This window comes from Tunturibacter psychrotolerans (genome assembly GCF_040359615.1).
Classification (GTDB): Bacteria; Acidobacteriota; Terriglobia; order Terriglobales; family Acidobacteriaceae; genus Edaphobacter; species Edaphobacter psychrotolerans.
This window is the reverse complement of record NZ_CP132942.1, coordinates 1,840,135-1,856,505: the sequence shown is the minus strand read 5'-3', so window position 1 is coordinate 1,856,505 and position 16,371 is coordinate 1,840,135. Positions and strand designations below refer to the sequence as shown.

Here is a 16,371-nt window from a genome sequence, read left to right as displayed (position 1 = left end):
CTTCGCTTAGGGCTCCATCGCTTTGGGAAATTCGGCTAGTTGCAGGAGGAGAGCATCGTCACCGGTGGGTTTGCCGCAGATCTTGCTGGTTTGAGTTTCGGTGTCTAAGACGAGCTGCATGGTTGCGTCCTGCTGAGCGGGATCGTCAAGGAGAACGGCGCGAGTGCTTGTGGCGTCTTTGTTCGCCCATTTTGTTGTGAGATCTTGCAGCGGGGTTAGGAGGCCGCTCGAGGTGGAGATCTGTGCGCTGCAGGCATCGAAACGTTTCTTTGCCACAGCGCGGGCTTCGAGGATGCGGGTAACACGCTGGTTGTTTGGGAGCTTCTTCAGGGGCGCGAGAGCGAGGATGCGCGTGGAGTTGTCGAGCATCTCCTTATCGCTGGGAGTGATTGTTTGCTGGTTGGCGGTAGCGGCCTCGCGTTCGTGCATGGCCTGCTCCATGAGGCGGTGGGCCTCGTCGAAGCGGCCGGAATCGTATTCGAGGCGGGCGGCAGATTCGAGCGCTGTGTTGTCTTTGGGGTCCTGTGCGAGGACCTTGTGGTAATAGTTCAGGGCATCGTGGGGGGCGTTGGCTTGCTCGAGCAGCTGCGCTATGGTGAGGGCTAGGGGAACGTCGTCGGGAGCGTTGCCTCCGGCGATGAGGAGCTCGGTGCGGGCGCTGCTGAGTTCTTGCTGTGCGATGAGGTATTGGGCGAGTTCGAGGCGGACATCGCGGCGGCGGAGGACACCGTCCCCCTCCCAGGTGCCGTATACGGAGGCACGATAGTAGTTGATAGCAGATTGAACGTCGTTTTTCTTAGCGGCGAGGCGGGCCAGGCGCAGATTGATGAAGCCGTTGCCGGGTTCGGCCTCCCATAGGCCAAGGAAGTAGTTGTTGGACTCTTCGGTGTGGCCGTCGTCGCCGAGGGCCTGGGCGAGGAGAAGCTCGTAGGAACGCTGGCCGGGGACGTAAGATAGCGCGGTGCGAAGGGCTACGATGGCCTGGTCGGGATGGCCGGAGTTGATCGCTGCCTGGCCTCGGGCAGACCAGCGCTGACCGAGTTCCAGGCGGTGGGACGCGAAGGATCGGAAGAGGAAGAATGTGATGAGAAACAGGAGAACGGTGATGAGCGCAAGGCTGAGGAAGGTCAGGGAGTCGCGAAGGATCAAGCGTCGCTTCAGGCTCGAATAGTCTTCTGTTTGCAGTGTCATAAAGCGAATGGTGGGCGTTCTTCTAGCTGCTGCTCTCTCCAGTCTATGGATTTGATGCGTATGGGGATAGTGACGCCGTCTTCGGAGAGTTGATGGCGATATTGGTTCGTGACGACTGGGCAAAGTTTAGACTGGACGCTGTCTTGCTGCCCGGCAAACTATGGCGGCGTCTAAATGAGGTCTATGCGGATTCTTTCTATTCGGCGATATGCGGCGTTTGGTGTTGAGGCGGTGATGCTGATGACGGCTGTCGCCGCGTTGGGGCAGAAGAAGGGGCAGAACTACGATAGGGCTGCTATCGCGACGGTGCTGCATGATGCGAATGTGTATGTTGCGTCCGATGCAGATGCGCAGAAGATCTCGCTGGTAACACCGGGCCACGAGATACAGATTGTGGAACGCAGCGGGCCGTGGGTGAAGGTGTTTGCGAACACCGATATCAATGACGATGCCAATGAGGATGACCGCAATAAACCGATGTTTGGCGAGGACGCGAATGTAATGCCGGCGTCGGGGTGGATTCGAGACAAGGGGATTCTGGGGCCGGCCACGTCTGGTGGAGATGTGATTCTGTTTGGGTCTGCGGCGAACTTTGAGGATGAGGCAGAGCGACCGCATGCACCGAAAGGTGCGGCTGCTTCGGCTCATCTGCTTTATAAGCGGGTTGCGGAATATTTTCCGAATTCTCCGCTGGCGGGTGAGGCGGCATGGAGGGCGGCGGACATTCGATGGCAGCTCGATAAGTTGGATGTCAGCACGCTGCCGAGCGCGAAGGAGCAGGAAGCTTATCTGCGACCGCAGATCTACGAGGGGGAGTTGAAGAAGGTGATCAAAACGTATCCGGGGAGCGAGTTTGCGGCGCGGGCGGCGTTCGATCTACTGGATAACAAATTGTGCGGGGACTGGCAGGGGTTGCCGAAGTGTCCGGAGATGGAGACGGGGCAGTATGTGAAGTATGCGCAGCAATATGCGGATGGACCGAAGGCTGCGGAGGCCCTGTACAACGCGGTGTACCGGCAGGGTGTGGTGGTGACGATGTACCTGGTGCAGGAGGATAAGAAGAAGTCTGATGAAGCGGCGAAGAGGATGCAGGCACTCGCGATGGATTTGAAGGCGCGTTATCCGAAGTCGGAGTTTGCGGCGAGGGGTGAGAGTCTTGCGTTCAAAGTGTCGCAAGGGATCCCTATCTATGGGAGCGACCGGGACTAGGCTCGTGCTGATGGGTGGGTATCTTCCTCGGGACATTCCTGGAGAGCGTACGGGCCGATTTACCGTTTACACATGCTGACGCTTTAGGATGGAGGTATGTCGATTCTTCATGTCATCATCCTTGCCATTGTGCAGGGTCTTGCTGAGTTGTTGCCTGTATCCAGTTCCGCTCACGTTGTGGTTGCCGAAAAGCTGTTGGGGCTGGACCCGACGACGCCGCAGATGACGCTGCTGCTGGTGATGCTGCATACGGGTACGATGTTCGCCGTGATTGTTTACTTCTGGAACCAGTGGAAGAAGACTTATTTTTCGAGCGGCGATGCATTCAAGAGGTTCTTGATCCGGTTGATCTGGGCTTCGCTGCTGACGGCTGTGATTGGTGAGGTCATCATCAAGACGATCGAGAAGACTGCGTTCAAAGGAGCTTCGAAGGGTGAGATCGAGCTGCTGTTTGGGCGGCTGGATCTGATTGCTCCTGCGTTGGCTGCGGCTGGGTTGCTGATTCTGCTTGCAGGCCTGATGGAGAAGCGGCGCATGGGTGCGCATGAGCAGGTCTACGGCGACAGCGTGACGATGCGACAGGCGGGATGGATAGGTGCGATTCAGGGCCTGTGCCTGCCGTTCCGTGGATTTTCGCGGTCGGGCGCTACGATCTCGACGGGTATGTTGACTGGTGCGAGTAAAGAGCGGGCGGAGCGGTTCAGCTTTGCGTTGGCGGTGGTGCTGACGCCTCCTGCGGTCGGACGAGAGGTGATGCGGCTGGTGAAGGCCTCACATGCTGCGAAGGCGGCGGGTACGACGATCGATCTGCACGGGAGCATGGTGATGGGTCTGCTTGGAGCTGTGTTTGCGTTTCTGGCTGGGCTTGTGGCGCTGAGGTGGTTGAGCAGTTGGCTCGAAGAGGGTCGATGGTATCTCTTTGGGATTTATTGCCTTGTAGCCTCAGTCGTCGTGTTTGGGCTGTATCACGCAGGGTATTGATCCGCAGTCGTGAACGCAAGGAAGGCTTCGCGTGTGGGTTACATCTCCATGCGCGAAGCTTTTTCGTTATGGCGTGCGGGTATAAAGCCACGCCCAGAAGATGAGGGGAAGCTGGAGAGGAATTCGCAGCCACTGCGCCCAGCTTTGGCCCATGATGCCGGGGGCTGGCAGGTGGGCTGTCGCCATGTAGATATTGGCTGGCAAGATTACGATGAGCAGAGCTACCAATCCCCAGGCTGCAACGTAGCGCGTTTGTGGGAAGAGAAGGCCCAGGCCTCCGAGAATCTCTGCAGCGCCGCTGACGTAAAGGATGGCAAGGTGCGCAGGCAGCGATGGCGGGATGATTTTGAGGTAGATGGCGGGATGAAGGAAGTGAAGGCTGCCGGCGATGATGAAGAGAACGGCGAGGAGAATGCGGCCAATCATGCTGGATCACTTCCCTCTTGCAACATCTCTCGGCTGTTAGTTTTCTAAGACTAGCAAAAAAGCGGGCAGCGGGGATGATCCCTGCTGCCCGTCGTCGAGTGATACGCCCTGGTTACTTGGATACAAATGCGTCGCGATGACTCTTGACGTAGTCATGCGAGGTAAGGATGTGTGCCTGCTGTTCGGCGATGAGTTGACGAATGGGGAGAGGGAGGTCCTGGTTGAGCGCGTCGGCGTAGGCCTTTTTGGCTTCGTCCTCGCCCTGCTCGGCTGTTTCGAGGAGAGTGTGATCACCGCCTCCGAGCTTCGCTCTGAGATCTCCCCACACGCGATGAATGGTGCCGGCGGTGGTGCCGGATTCTTTGATGTCGTGAACTCCGTTTTGATGGAGGATCTCCTCGAGGTCGCCGCGAAAGCTGGCGCGCTTGAGCGATTCGGCCAGGAAATAGCGCTTGAGAGTGTCGTCTTTGAGGTGCTCGCCGATGTCTGCGAAGCCCTTCTGGCTGTCGAGGAGGGTGCTGATAAGAGAGTTGAGCGAGCGCTGCATTTCGTGCTGTTTGCCTGAATCCGTGGGCATTGTGAAGACCTCAATCTTATGGAGTTTGTTCGGTTAAAGCAGGGTCCGTCGGCTGTGCGCGATTCTCCTCCGCCGACGGCAAGCCAGAGAAATCGCGAAAATCCCGCTCCCCTGCCAACCGGTTCTAAGGACCGCCGGGTGAAATGGGCCCGGCGGTGAATATAGAGAGATAGATGCACGGTTCGCCTGCGGGTTTGTATGTGGATACCCGAGGCGAGGTTTTTGTACGTGGGCTTAGGGGCGGTCTGGGATAATCGAAGGTGCTCTGGTGATTTGCGGGCTCGGTTTGGATCGGACGGCGTGTGGAGATTTCGCGCGCCGGGACGAATGAGTCCGCGCGTCCCCCTCTCACATGAAGGCTCCCCAATGAAAACTCTGAGACTTGTTTCGACCCCGACGCGCAACCGCCGCCTGAATGAGATTCTCGGGATGGTCGTACTGGTGAGCGCGGGGCTGCTGCTGCTGGCGCTGGCCAGTTATACGCCGACTGATCCGTCGTTCGACACGGTAGGACAGTATGTGAAGGGGCGACCTGCGCACAACTGGACGGGGATGGTTGGGGCGTACCTGGCCGATGCGATGCTGCAGTTGATTGGGGTCGCGGCGTTCTTTCTTCCTCTGGTGCTGGGACGGTTGGGAGTTTGCTGGATGCGGTCGCGACCGGCAGGGTCTCCGCTGGCGAAGACGATTGGGTTGGGGATGTGGGTGGTGTTTGGGCCGGCGGCGATCGCGCTGTTGCCGGGAGAGATGATGTGGCGGGGCTCGTTGCCGGTGGAAGGGACGACGGGCAGACTGCTGGCGGACTTCATGGTGCACTATCTGAATCTGCCTGGGGCGGCGATTGTGCTGACGCTGATGGTGGCAGTGTCGCTGTATCTTGCGACTACGTTTACATTCAACACGGCGCGGGAGTGGGCGACTATCCGGTTTGGGTTTCTGCAGCGCCTGTGGGAGTGGTGGGTCGAGCGACGAAGCAGGCGCGCTGGTGCCGAGGCCTCCTTTGAGGATTCGTATGGGACAAAGCGTGAACAGGCAGACGCGAAGGCGCGGCAGGCACGAGAGCTTGCGGAAGATGCCGAGCGAAGGAGAGCACAGCCGGAGCCGGAGCCAACGACGCTACTGGGCAGCTTGTTTGGTTGGTTGAGCAGGAAGAAACGTGTGCAACCCATCTCGATTGCGCCTGAGGATATTGCTACGGGACATACTCCTTCGATCTTTGAGGCGATGCCCCGGACGCTGGTGGATGCTCCTCCGGTGACGGCGTTTGGCACGGCTGCGGCTGCGGCGGCGCCGTTTGCGGAGGTGTTGGCGAAGGCGTCTGCTCCGGTGCATGCGCTCGATGATGAGTCGAACTTTGGTGGTTTTGGCCATGAAGAACAGTGGCGGCAGCAGGCTCCTGCGAAGGCGGTGGCTCCGGTTCGTGCGGTGAAGAAAGTTGAGGAAACTCGCACTCCGTTTGCGGCGCCGCCTGCTCCCGCTGCGATGGCTCCGCTGGCAGCGTTGCCGGAGAGTATCTCGTTTGGAAAGCGGGCGGATGCGGACATCAAGCCAGTGACGATTGTGCCGAAGAGTGTGCGGGGGTATAAGTTGCCACCGTCGTCGTTGCTCTATCGGAGTGAGGAGCACGCTGTTGTTCGCGAGGATGCGCTGCGGGAAGAGGCGCGGGTGTTGGTGGAGAAGTCGGCTGAATTTGGCGTCGATGGGCAGGTGACGCAGATCAATCCCGGGCCGGTGGTGACTACGTTTGAGTTCAAGCCTGAGGCTGGTGTGAAGGTAGCTCGAATTACCGGGTTGGCCGACGATCTTTGCCTTGCGATGGCGGCGGAGTCGATTCTGATTGAGCGGATGCCGGGGAAGAGCACGGTTGGAATCCAGGTGCCCAACCATGAACGGGAGACTATCTGGCTTCGGGATGTGGTCGAGTGCGAAAGCTTTGCGCAGAGTAAGAGCAGGTTGGCGATTGCGTTGGGGAAAGACATCAATGGGCGCATCGTTACTGCCGATCTGGCAAGTATGCCGCATGTGCTGATCGCAGGTTCGACGGGTTCGGGTAAATCGGTCGCGATCAACGCGATGATTATGAGTGTGCTGTTCAAGAGCACGCCCGAGCAAGTTCGCATGATTCTTGTGGACCCGAAGCGCGTGGAACTGGGGATGTACGAGGGAATTCCGCACCTGTTTACGCCGATCATCACGGAGGCAAAGCTGGCGGCGAATGCGCTTCGAAATGCCGTGCGTGAGATGGAGCGGCGGCTGAAGCTGCTGGCGGCGAACCATGTGCGGAATATCGATCAGTTCAATAAGCTGTTCGATCATGGCAGCGAATATTTGTTTGAAGACGTAAACCAGGAGCCGCTGCCTTACATCATCATCATCATCGATGAGCTGGCGGACCTGATGATGCTGGACCGGGCGAATGTGGAAGAGTCGATTACTCGGCTGGCGCAGATGGCGCGTGCAGTTGGAATTCATCTTGTGCTCGCGACGCAGCGACCTTCGGTTGATGTCATCACCGGGTTGATCAAAGCGAACGTGCCGACTCGTATGAGCTTCCGGTTGGCCACGAAAGTGGACTCGCGGACGATCATCGATTCGAATGGCGCGGAGAGCCTGCTAGGACGCGGCGATATGCTTTATCTGCCGCCGGGGACTAGCCGTGTGCAGCGCGTGCACGCTCCGTTTGTGACGGAGAAAGAGATCTCGGCGGTGACGGAGTTCTGGAAGGCGCAGGGCGAGGCGGAGTATGTGCATGGGTTCCTTGAAGGGCCGAAGGAAGATAACCCCACCGGCAAGGATGGCGATGGCGGAGACGCTGCAGACAACAACGATCCGATGTACGACGATGCGGTTCGGCTGGTGTTTGAATTTGGTAAGGCGAGCACTTCCCTGCTGCAACGCAGGCTGCGGATTGGATATGGTCGCGCGGCTCACCTGATCGACATGATGTACAACGATGGGCTGGTGGGGCCAGCGGATGGGTCGAAGCCGCGTGAGATTTTGAAGTCGCCTAACTGGATCAGCGAGGTCGATGCAGCGATTCGCTAGACGGATTATTAGACAAGGCTCCGATTAATGGTGGACTGTCTTTGACGAGCGGATGGCGATGATCGCGAGGATGCAGATCACGATGAGAAGCGCGATCCAAAGCAGATGGGGATGGCGATCGGTGAGAGGGCGTGCGTCGGGGCGATCCCGGTAGGCGGGGTTGAGTTGCTCGGGGCTTAGCTTGGCAGTGTGAAACTCGCCCGATGGAGAGAAGAGGCGGGTGTAGTCGTACTGCGGTGCGGTGAGAGCGACATCTCCGTAAAAGAGAATGAGTGGTTGAGCCGCGGGTGCGTCGAAACAGATCTTGCGCTGGCGTGTCTCGAGTCGGACGGCGGTGATTGGGAGCGGCGCATCGTCGCCATTGTTCACTGCGACTTCTACCGTCGCTGTGCTCTGCATGTTGGAGCCGAGGGTTGCGGGGACGCTGAGTTGTTCCTGTCGAATCTCACGACCTGCCTGGGTGAGGTGCACTCGGAGGATGGTGCCGGAGAGAGTTTCGCCGAGCGAGTCGGCTGCGTTCGTTGTGGCGGTGGGGTGGTCGGAGATGCTTACATCGCGACTGAAGTTGGCTTTGAAGTTCGGAGCCAGAGCGAAGGAGACGCGTTCGATGGGAATGCGTTCCGGAAGATTGAAGATGGCTACGCTTTGGCGATCGCGTCGGGTGATGGAAGAAGCTTCGGCTGCTGTGGTGTAGAGAGACTGGGCTTCGCGGCTGGGGGGGACGGTGACGGACTGCACCATCTTTTGCAGGGCTTGAGGAGAGGTGTCTAAAGTGTGCGTGCCGGTAGCGGGAGAGATGGCCAGTTCGATGTGGAGATAAGGGAGGCTGGTCTCCTGCAGGTGAATGGTAGTGCTGCGGGAGAGGCGCTGCGAGGTGAGGTCGAAGAGGGTGAACTCTCCGAGGCGCGTCTGGTTCGCGTAGTTGGGGTCGCGGGTACCGGAGACTGTGGCTGTGGCGATAAAGTCTCGTTCGGGCAGATCGAGGGTGAGTTCGGTGTAGGGACGGTTTGGCATCTCGAGGTCGAAGACGATGTTGCGACCGCGAAGACCGAGGTTGCGGATGGTGGCCGTGTCGCTGTCGGGCTGCTGGGGTTCGCTCAGCGTGATGGCGTAGGGGATTTCGCGGTTGTCCTGATAGAGGCGGAGGTCTTTGAGCGATGGGGCGGCGTGGGGGAAGAGAGCGGGATCGAGCACCGCGCAGCTTTGACCTGGGCCAGTTGGCAGGGTGATGGTTCGCTGGTAGCGGAAGAAGTGAGGATCGGCCGGCTCTGGAGTTGGGGTTGCCTGCCAGAGAACGAGGGTCAGGAGAATCGCTGACTTCACTGATCGACTCCTTCCTGCGTGTGCGGTTCTCGAGCGGAAGTTGGAAGGCGGAGGGCAAGCCAGTCTTTCTGGTAGGCGAAGCTGATTGCCATCAATAAGGCTCCAAGACCGAGGAAGCTGAGGACGCGATAGCCCTGGCTGAGATTGCGCAGGTCATAGAGGAAGGCTTTGCCGATGGTGAAGACTAACAGGAGCAGAGCCTGCCAACGGATGAAGGCGGACCGCTTCCAAAAGCCCAAGGCCAGCAGTGCGGCACCGTAGAGCATGAGGAAGGCGGACATAGCGAGAGCTTTCTGGAGATCGGCCTCAGGGTTGGCGACAGAGACGCTCCATGCAGAGTCGAGCTCGCGGAGGCACGACAGGATGGCGATGAAATTGAAGGCTACGATGGAAGACCCTGCGATGAGCAGCCAGCTTGGGAAGGATTTTTCGCGATGATTGCCGAGATGCAGGGGGCGGTGTGCGACGAAACCGGAGATGCCGAGAGCGGCGAGGCCGAAGAGCGCAGTCGCGAAACGAAGATTGAAGAACGCGGTGGCGATTCGCTCATCGAGCCAGAAGGGTTCAACAAGGAGGCCACAGACTCCTAGTGCGAGAGCGGCGGTCGCGAGACGACGAAGGATGCGTGGGGCCGTGAAGGTGGCGTCGTCTGATGTTGGGCTTGTGAGACGAGCCGCGACCCACAGGAGAGCCGCGCCCTCAGCGAGCCAGCCTACGATGATCCAGCGGCCGCTGGCTTTGAGGGGGATGGCGATAGTGAGGAAGACGATAGCGAGCGAGAGATGGATGGCTGAGGTGACGCGAGGCTGGGGCAGTCGCATCAATCCGAGATAGAGGGCTGCGAAGAGAACAGCGAGCCAGGGGAGGAGATCGTGATTACCTGTGTCCTCCAGGACCGCGTAGAACGCCAGAGCAGCGAAAACGGCGTTGGCTAATGGGAGAAGGATTTCGGTAATCGGAGAGGATGTTCGTTTTTCGTTTTGCGGGATGCGAACGGATGGAATCAGGAACGTGACGAAATACAGCGCAATGAAGATCGTTGTGGTGGCGAGTGGCTTTGGCGTGTTGTAGGTGTTGAACCACTCCACGTACCATCCTATGAAGAAGGCAACCGTTGCCGGAAATACGGCGAAGAGAAGGCGTGGCCAGGGTTTGAGACGGACGAGGCAGACCGTGGCGATATCGATGGCGAGGATGTAGGTGAAGAGAAAGGCTTCATGGTTGCCGCCGGTGGAGAGAAGCAGGGGGGTTGCGAAAGCTCCAATGAGTGCGTAGGTAGCGAGGATCTGGCTGTTTTGTGACCAGGCCATGTAGGCGTTCCATGCCGTGACCAGGATCATGGCTGGAAGAGCTACGGCGGCAGGCAGCAGATGGTAGAGCTGAAAGGCGGCCCAGAGCGAGAGATAAAGGGCCCCGCTGCCGATGGCCTTGAGCGAGAAGGAAAAGGCGTTGAAGCCTTGACGGCGGAAGCGCTCGGACCAAAGGACGACCGCTGCGCCTGCGACCAGGCCGGCGAGAATGCGGCCAATGGGGCCGATCCAATGGTTGTCGATGGCCCACTTGAGGAAGAGTGTGGTCGCGATGAGCAGCGCGACGATGCCGATGCGGCTGAAGAGTTGAGAGCCAATGCGATCCTCAAGCGAGCCGCTGGTTTTCGGAAGATTCTGGGCAAAGTTCGGGACGGGGATTTCTGAGGGTGCCCCTGCGGGGACAGGCGGTGGAGGGCTGGAGAGTTTGCGTGCTTTGAAAGAGGGGGTGGAGCGCAGCTCTGCCAGTTGCTGCTCGAGGTTTTGGACGCGGAGAGACAGGGCTGCGAGGGTCGCGGCCAGCTGGGCTTGCTCGGTGGGCTCCTTTGGGCGGTCCTGGTACTGCTCGTCCTGCATATCCTCCGAAGCCATGGCAACTACTTTACCGCTATCGCGTGCGGGATTGGTACTGGAGTCTGTCAGTTGATACTCTTTGCGCTGAGGATAAGGGACAGGGATGGCCGTTCGGATCTTGATTGTGGATGATGATGAGTTGAGTCGGGAGGTGCTTGCGCTGTTGGCAGATGACGCGGGGTACGAGGTGGATACGGCGGATTCTGGCGATGCGGCGCTGACGTGTGTGCGGCAATTGCGTCCGGAGGTGGTGTTGACCGATATACAGATGCCAGGGATTGCAGGGGATGAACTCGCTCAACAGCTACGCAGTCTGTGTGGGGCGGGGACTTTGCTGCTGGCGATGAGTGGAAGCGAGCTGGGGGATGGAGTAGGGCGGGAGTTCGATGGATTTCTGCTGAAGCCGTTTACGATGGAGACGCTGACAGCGGCGATTGACGGTGGTTTAATTCGAGTGGAAGATAGACCGGCCGCAACGGACGGTGTTGTGCTGGATGAGGGTGTGTACACGAAGCTCGCGGGATCGATGCGGGACTCGCAGCTGGAGGAGTTGTATGCGCTTTGCCGTAAGGATGCGGAGGCAAGGGTCGAAAGGATGCGGCGGGCAGCATCCATCGGCGACGACGCCGCGTATAGAAAAGAGGCCCATGCGCTCAAGGGGGGGTGCGGAATGGTGGGAGCTGTTGAGCTGCAAAGACTTGCAACGTCAATGGAGGAGCGGGGTTTGCGTGATGACGATGTAGCTACGTTGGAGGAATTCGTGGTCGCGTCGGAACGGCTGCGGCGTATTCTGGTCGCACGCAAGAGCAACTAAAGTCGGATCAACGAGTTGTCGGGAGATAATGCACGATGAAGGAATCGATAAAGAAATCTGACGATGCAGTTGTCGCAGCGACACCGATCCGTATCGTTGTTGCCGATGATCATCCAGTAGTGCGCTTCGGCGTGAAGAACATGCTGGAGAACGAAGTAGGCTTCGAGGTAGTAGGCGAGGCAGAAGATGGCGACGTGGCCATTACGCAAACGCTCGAGCTGGAGCCGGATATTCTGCTGCTCGATCTGCAGATGCCGCGGCTACCTGGGCTTGAAGCGCTGCGCGCGATTATGAGCAAGTCGCCGCGCGTGAAGATCATCATGCTGACGAGTACGATCTCGACGCAACAGATCATCGAAGCGCTGCAGATTGGAGCTCGCGGGATTGTGCTGAAAGATGCTGTTGCGGGCGATCTTTCTCGCTCGTTGCGCGCGGTGCTTTCTGGCGACTACTGGATCGGCGGAGAGCGCGTTGCGAATCTTGTGGCAGCGCTGAACGAGTTGATGAAAAAAGCCGCGGCTGTCCCGGAGCGCAAGACATATGGCTTGACGCCACGGGAGCTGGAGGTTGTGACCTGCATTGTGGAAGGCTGCAGCAACAAGGATGTGGCGAAGCAGTTCACGATCAGTGAGGAGACGGTGAAGCGGCATCTTTCAAATATCTTCGACAAGACAGGTGTTTCTACGCGTTTGGAGCTGGCGCTTTTTGCGATTGCCCACAAGCTCGTGGTTCTGGATAACTAGCGCTTAGACTGGCTGGCCGCAAGACTTCAGTAAAATGAAGGGATGAGCGACGGCGCTGATTCGAAGGTTGTAGATTTGCTGGTAATTGGCGCGGGGCCGACCGGTATGGCTTGCGCGATTGAGGCGCAACGAGCCGGGTTTTCAGCGATGATGGTCGATAAAGGCTGCCTGTGTAATTCGCTGTTTCATTACCCGGCACATATGACCTTCTTTACGACGCCAGAGCTGCTGGAGATCGGGGATATGCCCTTCTCCAGCCCGAACCAGAAACCCAATCGCAGTGAAGCTCTTGAGTACTACCGCAAGGTCGCCGAGTTCTACAGTCTGGACGTTCGGCAGTATGAGAATGTTGTGCGAGTGGATGGTCGGGACGGGAATTTTACGGTTCATACGGTGGATCAGTTTGGACGGCCGATACACCATCGTGCGCGGAAGCTGGTAGTCGCGACCGGATACTATGATCTTCCGAATTACCTTGGGATTCCGGGTGAGGATCTTGGCAAGGTGAAGCACTATTACCATGAGCCGCACCCCTACTATGGGCTGGATGTGCTGGTGATTGGGGGCAAGAACTCTGCAGCGATTGCCGCGCTCGATTTGTGGCGGCATGGCGCGAAGGTGACCCTGGTGCATCGGGGTAAGGAGATCTCAAAGAGCGTAAAGTACTGGATTTTGCCGGATATCAATAACCGGATTAAAAATGGCGAGGTGGATGCCCATTTCGATAGCGCCGTGACCAATATCACAGAAGACGATGTGACTATCGCTACGCGGCGAGGAAAGCTAACGATCCCAAATCAGTTTGTGTTTGCGTTGACGGGATATCATCCTGACTTCGAGTTCATCGAGCGGCTTGGAGTGAAGTTGGACAAGACGAATGACCGCTGCCCCGTGTGCAATCCGGCGACTCTGGAGAGCAATGTTCCCGGCATCTATGCGGCTGGAGTGATTGTGGCCGGAGAACGGACGAGCGAAATCTTTATTGAAAATGGACGCTTCCACGGTAAGTTGATCGCGGCAGATCTGCGGCGCAAGCTGGAAGCAGTAGCTTAGGGATATTCGTAGCTTAGCCGATGACACGGCGGAGAAATCCTCTGATCCCTAGTGTCGTGAGGAAGCATAGCGAAACCAGGAGCATGCCGACGATGATGTAAGGGTTCATGTGCGGCAGAGTTGGGGTGAGCGATGCGCGGAGGCCTTCACTCATGTAGACGATAGGGTTGATAAGAACACCGACCTGGAGCCAGCGAATGTGGGTCAGCGCGGCCCAGGGATAGTAGACACATCCGAGGAACGTGATCGGGATGACGACTACACCGAAGATAAGGCCGATTTGCTGCGGTTTGACGCTGGTGCCGATAGTGAGGCCGAGCGCGCCTGCGGTTAGGCTGGCGAGGGCGACGATGAGGATGAGAAACGGCCAGCTGCTGACGTGAGTTGTTGGATGTGTGGCCGGCACATAGTAAGCCAGCGGGTACACGATGCAGGCGGCGATAACGCTTTGCACGGCGGAAAAACAGATTTTTTCGATTGCAACGAATGGGACGGGTAATGGGCACATCACGCGGTCGTCGATCTCGCGCGTGATACCGAACTCCTGCGCGAGAGGAAGAGCGACGGCAGCGATGCCGGAGAACATGATGGCGACGGCCATTAGGCCGGGAAGAAGAACGGTCGAAAATGCGTTGCCGGCCATGGACGCGGTGGGGTTCATCGCGGCGCCGGCGTTCATGTGCGGGATGACGTAGGTGAAGACAAAGAGAAAGAGCAGAGGGTTCATGCAGACGCGAATGATGAAGGGGAAGAGCTCGCGGCGAAGAACGTGGAGGTCTCGGCGGAACAGGCCAACGAAGGCGCGTCCATACTGCGTCAGCTTCGAGCTCTGAGCAGCCCGAATGGTCTGGCGGTTCAGTGGTGTGCTGGTATTTTCGGCTTCGGCCAGTTGAGTCATAGATCTCTCTCGATTTCTCGATACTGCTTTGCACTATTCGCGAAGGTCACGGCCAGTGAGACGGATGAAGACGGTCTCGAGGCTGGTTTCGGTGATGGTGAGATCGCGGAGGCCGTAGGGATTCGCTTCGCGGACGACGTCAGAGAGAAGGCCTTCGGCGCCGTGTGCGAGAACGCGGACGCCTTTGGCGGTAGGCTCTGCGCTGGCTACTCCGGCGAGTTGCTGAAGCTGTTGAACGAGGGTCGGGATGTTGTCGTGGCTGCGGAGGTAGAGCTCGTAGACTTTTTGCGCTCCGACGGAACCTTTGAGGGCGGTGGGGGTGTCCTGGACGAGGATCTTGCCGTGATCGATGATGGCGACGCGGTCGCAGAGTTCGTCGGCTTCCTCCATGTAGTGGGTGGTGAGGACGACGGTGATTCCCTCTGCGCGTAGATTACGAACGGCGTCCCACATGGCGATGCGGCTTTGCGGATCGAGGCCGGCGCTGGGCTCGTCTAAGAAGAGAACTTTGGGGTGGTGAGCGATGGCGCGAGCGATCTGGACGCGTTGAGCGAGACCGCCGGAGAGCTGAGCCGGGTAGGCGCCAGCGCGTTCGGTGAGATGGAACTGAGCGAGGAGTTGGTTGGTGCGGTCGTCAGCCTCGGCGCGGGAGAAGCCAAAGTAGAGGCAGTGAAAGTTGATGTTTTCAAAGATCGTGCAGGCTCGGTCGAGGGTGTTGTACTGCGGCACGACACCGATGAAGCGACGGGCGACTGCGGGGGTTTGGACGACGTCGATTCCTGCGATGCGGACACGGCCCGCGGTGGGCAGAGCGCGAGTGGTGCAGATGCTGATGGTGGTGGTTTTTCCGGCGCCGTTGGGGCCGAGAAGGCCGAAGAGTTCGCCCTCGCGGACGCTGAGATCGATGCCGTCGACGGCGACGACTCGCTGCTTGCCTTCGTAGATTTTCTGGAGGCCTTGGATCTCGACTATCACTGAGTTTCACTCCTGCGGCGCTTCTGCGATTATATGCAACGTGATGGCGCGATCCGGATCGTCCAGTCGCTGACTATTTCGCATCGTCAATATGTTGCCCTCAGAAATTGCCCGCCCCCTACTGTTGCGTCGTGATGCGGATGACGATTTTGCCGAAGTGAGAAGCGGATTCCATGTGTGCGAAGGCCTCGGCGGATTGGTTGAAATCGAAGACTTTGTCGACCACCGGATGCAGACGTGACTTTGCGATGGCTGCATTCATTTGTTCGAACATCGTGCGGGAGCCGACGTAGATGCCCTGCACGCGCAGTTGCTTGTGCAGGATGGGGGTAAGAGCGATTGGGTCTGTGGTGGAACCGCCCGAGAGGATGCCTATCTGCGCGATGGTTCCACCGACGCGGACTGCTCGTAGGGACTGTCCGAAGGTGCCGGCGCCGCCGACTTCGATGATGCGGTCTGCCCCTTTATTTGCAGTAGTCTCGGAGACCCACTTGGACCAGTCGGGGCGCTGTTTGTAGTTGCATCCTTCGTCGAGACCGAGAGAGCGGGCGCGGGATAATTTTTCTTCGCTGGAGGAGGTGCCGAGGACGCGGGCTCCGAGAAGCTTCCCGAATTGCAGCGCAAAGATAGAGACTCCGCCAGTGCCCTGAATGACGACCGTCTCGCCAGATTGAGTGGGATTGGCGGGGTCTCCGGCGTGATGAAGTGCGTTCCACGCGGTGACGCCGGCGCAGGGCAGAGTCGAGGCTTCTTCATAGGACAAGTGTTCAGGGAAGCTAACGACTCCCTGTTCGTGCAGGAGAACGTATTCGGCGAGCATCCCGTCGACGTCACCGCCAAGTGCGTCTTTTGATTTTTCGGCGGTCGGCGGCCCGTCGAGCCAGCGCTGCATGAAGATGCCGCAGACTCGATCGCCGACTTTGACTCGAGTGACGCCTTCGCCGATGGCGACAACCTCTCCGGCTCCATCGGAGCAGGGAATGCGTGGGAGGGCCATCTTGGGGTTGTAGAGGCCCTTGACTACCATCAGGTCGCGATAGTTGAGAGAGACGGCGTGAACTTTGATCAGGACTTTGCCCGGCTCTGCTTGTGGTTTAGGTAGATCGATTGGACGAAGGTGTTCGATGCCGAATTGCTGGACGGGGTATGCGCGCATGGTTCCTCTGATGCATTTGGATGCTGATTGATTCGGAAGATACGGGCAGGCTAGAGCGGCGAAACTATTTATATATTGATATATGACGGCGTAGAATGAA

14 protein-coding genes are annotated in these 16,371 nt (G+C 58.5%); 6 read left to right on the top strand and 8 right to left on the bottom strand.

What is annotated here, in order from left to right; all coding sequences use genetic code 11:
- Window positions 1–6: 6 nt before the first annotated feature.
- The gene (locus tag RBB77_RS07630; RefSeq protein ID WP_353066124.1) at window positions 7–1,191 is read right to left on the bottom strand and encodes a tetratricopeptide repeat protein; all 1,185 of its coding nucleotides are present in this window, start codon (window positions 1,189–1,191) and stop codon (window positions 7–9) included.
- A gap of 183 nt (window positions 1,192–1,374) precedes the next feature.
- Here RBB77_RS07630 and RBB77_RS07625 point away from each other — a divergent pair, with 183 nt between their 5' ends.
- Both RBB77_RS07625 and RBB77_RS07620 read left to right on the top strand, forming a co-directional pair.
- A complete protein-coding gene (locus tag RBB77_RS07625) occupies window positions 1,375–2,400 on the top strand; it encodes a hypothetical protein (RefSeq protein ID WP_353066122.1) in 1,026 nt (341 codons plus the stop codon).
- A 96-nt stretch (window positions 2,401–2,496) separates the two neighbouring features.
- The gene (locus tag RBB77_RS07620) at window positions 2,497–3,381 is read left to right on the top strand and encodes an undecaprenyl-diphosphate phosphatase (RefSeq protein WP_353066120.1); all 885 of its coding nucleotides are present in this window, start codon (window positions 2,497–2,499) and stop codon (window positions 3,379–3,381) included.
- 66 nt (window positions 3,382–3,447) lie between these two features.
- Here the strand turns inward: RBB77_RS07620 and RBB77_RS07615 are convergent, their stop codons facing one another.
- A complete protein-coding gene (locus RBB77_RS07615; protein WP_353066118.1) occupies window positions 3,448–3,807 on the bottom strand; it encodes a DoxX family protein in 360 nt (119 codons plus the stop codon).
- Window positions 3,808–3,919: 112 nt separating this feature from the next.
- On the bottom strand, window positions 3,920–4,384 hold the full coding sequence (locus RBB77_RS07610) for a PA2169 family four-helix-bundle protein (protein ID WP_353066116.1): 465 nt from the start codon (window positions 4,382–4,384) through the stop codon (window positions 3,920–3,922).
- A 366-nt stretch (window positions 4,385–4,750) separates the two neighbouring features.
- Between RBB77_RS07610 and RBB77_RS07605 the strand changes: the two genes are divergently transcribed.
- The gene (locus tag RBB77_RS07605; protein WP_353066114.1) at window positions 4,751–7,429 is read left to right on the top strand and encodes a DNA translocase FtsK; all 2,679 of its coding nucleotides are present in this window, start codon (window positions 4,751–4,753) and stop codon (window positions 7,427–7,429) included.
- Window positions 7,430–7,453: 24 nt separating this feature from the next.
- Here RBB77_RS07605 and RBB77_RS07600 read toward each other — a convergent pair whose 3' ends face one another.
- Together RBB77_RS07600 and RBB77_RS07595 are read right to left on the bottom strand one after the other, a co-directional pair.
- The gene (locus RBB77_RS07600) at window positions 7,454–8,752 is read right to left on the bottom strand and encodes a DUF3999 family protein (RefSeq protein WP_353066112.1); all 1,299 of its coding nucleotides are present in this window, start codon (window positions 8,750–8,752) and stop codon (window positions 7,454–7,456) included.
- Window positions 8,749–10,650: a DUF2339 domain-containing protein gene (locus RBB77_RS07595; RefSeq protein ID WP_353066110.1), complete on the bottom strand. Its 1,902-nt coding sequence runs from the start codon at window positions 10,648–10,650 to the stop codon at window positions 8,749–8,751. The genes RBB77_RS07600 and RBB77_RS07595 overlap by 4 nt, the downstream gene beginning before the upstream one ends.
- A gap of 85 nt (window positions 10,651–10,735) precedes the next feature.
- Here RBB77_RS07595 and RBB77_RS07590 point away from each other — a divergent pair, with 85 nt between their 5' ends.
- From RBB77_RS07590 to RBB77_RS07580, 3 genes are read left to right on the top strand one after another with little or no spacing between them, the layout of a single operon-like run.
- Window positions 10,736–11,446 (top strand): response regulator, encoded by a 711-nt coding sequence (locus RBB77_RS07590; protein WP_353066108.1) that lies wholly within the window; start codon window positions 10,736–10,738, stop codon window positions 11,444–11,446.
- Between the two features lie 35 nt (window positions 11,447–11,481).
- Complete coding sequence (locus RBB77_RS07585) at window positions 11,482–12,189, top strand: response regulator (protein ID WP_183975687.1); 708 nt, start codon at window positions 11,482–11,484, stop codon at window positions 12,187–12,189.
- A 42-nt stretch (window positions 12,190–12,231) separates the two neighbouring features.
- Window positions 12,232–13,242 (top strand): YpdA family putative bacillithiol disulfide reductase, encoded by a 1,011-nt coding sequence (locus RBB77_RS07580; protein ID WP_353066106.1) that lies wholly within the window; start codon window positions 12,232–12,234, stop codon window positions 13,240–13,242.
- A gap of 13 nt (window positions 13,243–13,255) precedes the next feature.
- On the opposite strand, the gene RBB77_RS07575 is transcribed toward RBB77_RS07580, so the two are convergent.
- From RBB77_RS07575 to RBB77_RS07565, 3 genes are all read right to left on the bottom strand, one after another.
- Window positions 13,256–14,140, bottom strand: a complete 885-nt coding sequence (locus RBB77_RS07575) for an ABC transporter permease (RefSeq protein ID WP_353066104.1) — start codon at window positions 14,138–14,140, stop codon at window positions 13,256–13,258.
- 33 nt (window positions 14,141–14,173) lie between these two features.
- On the bottom strand, window positions 14,174–15,115 hold the full coding sequence (locus RBB77_RS07570) for an ABC transporter ATP-binding protein (protein WP_353066102.1): 942 nt from the start codon (window positions 15,113–15,115) through the stop codon (window positions 14,174–14,176).
- Window positions 15,116–15,233: 118 nt separating this feature from the next.
- Complete coding sequence (locus tag RBB77_RS07565) at window positions 15,234–16,271, bottom strand: zinc-dependent alcohol dehydrogenase family protein (protein WP_353066100.1); 1,038 nt, start codon at window positions 16,269–16,271, stop codon at window positions 15,234–15,236.
- Window positions 16,272–16,371: the final 100 nt, after the last annotated feature.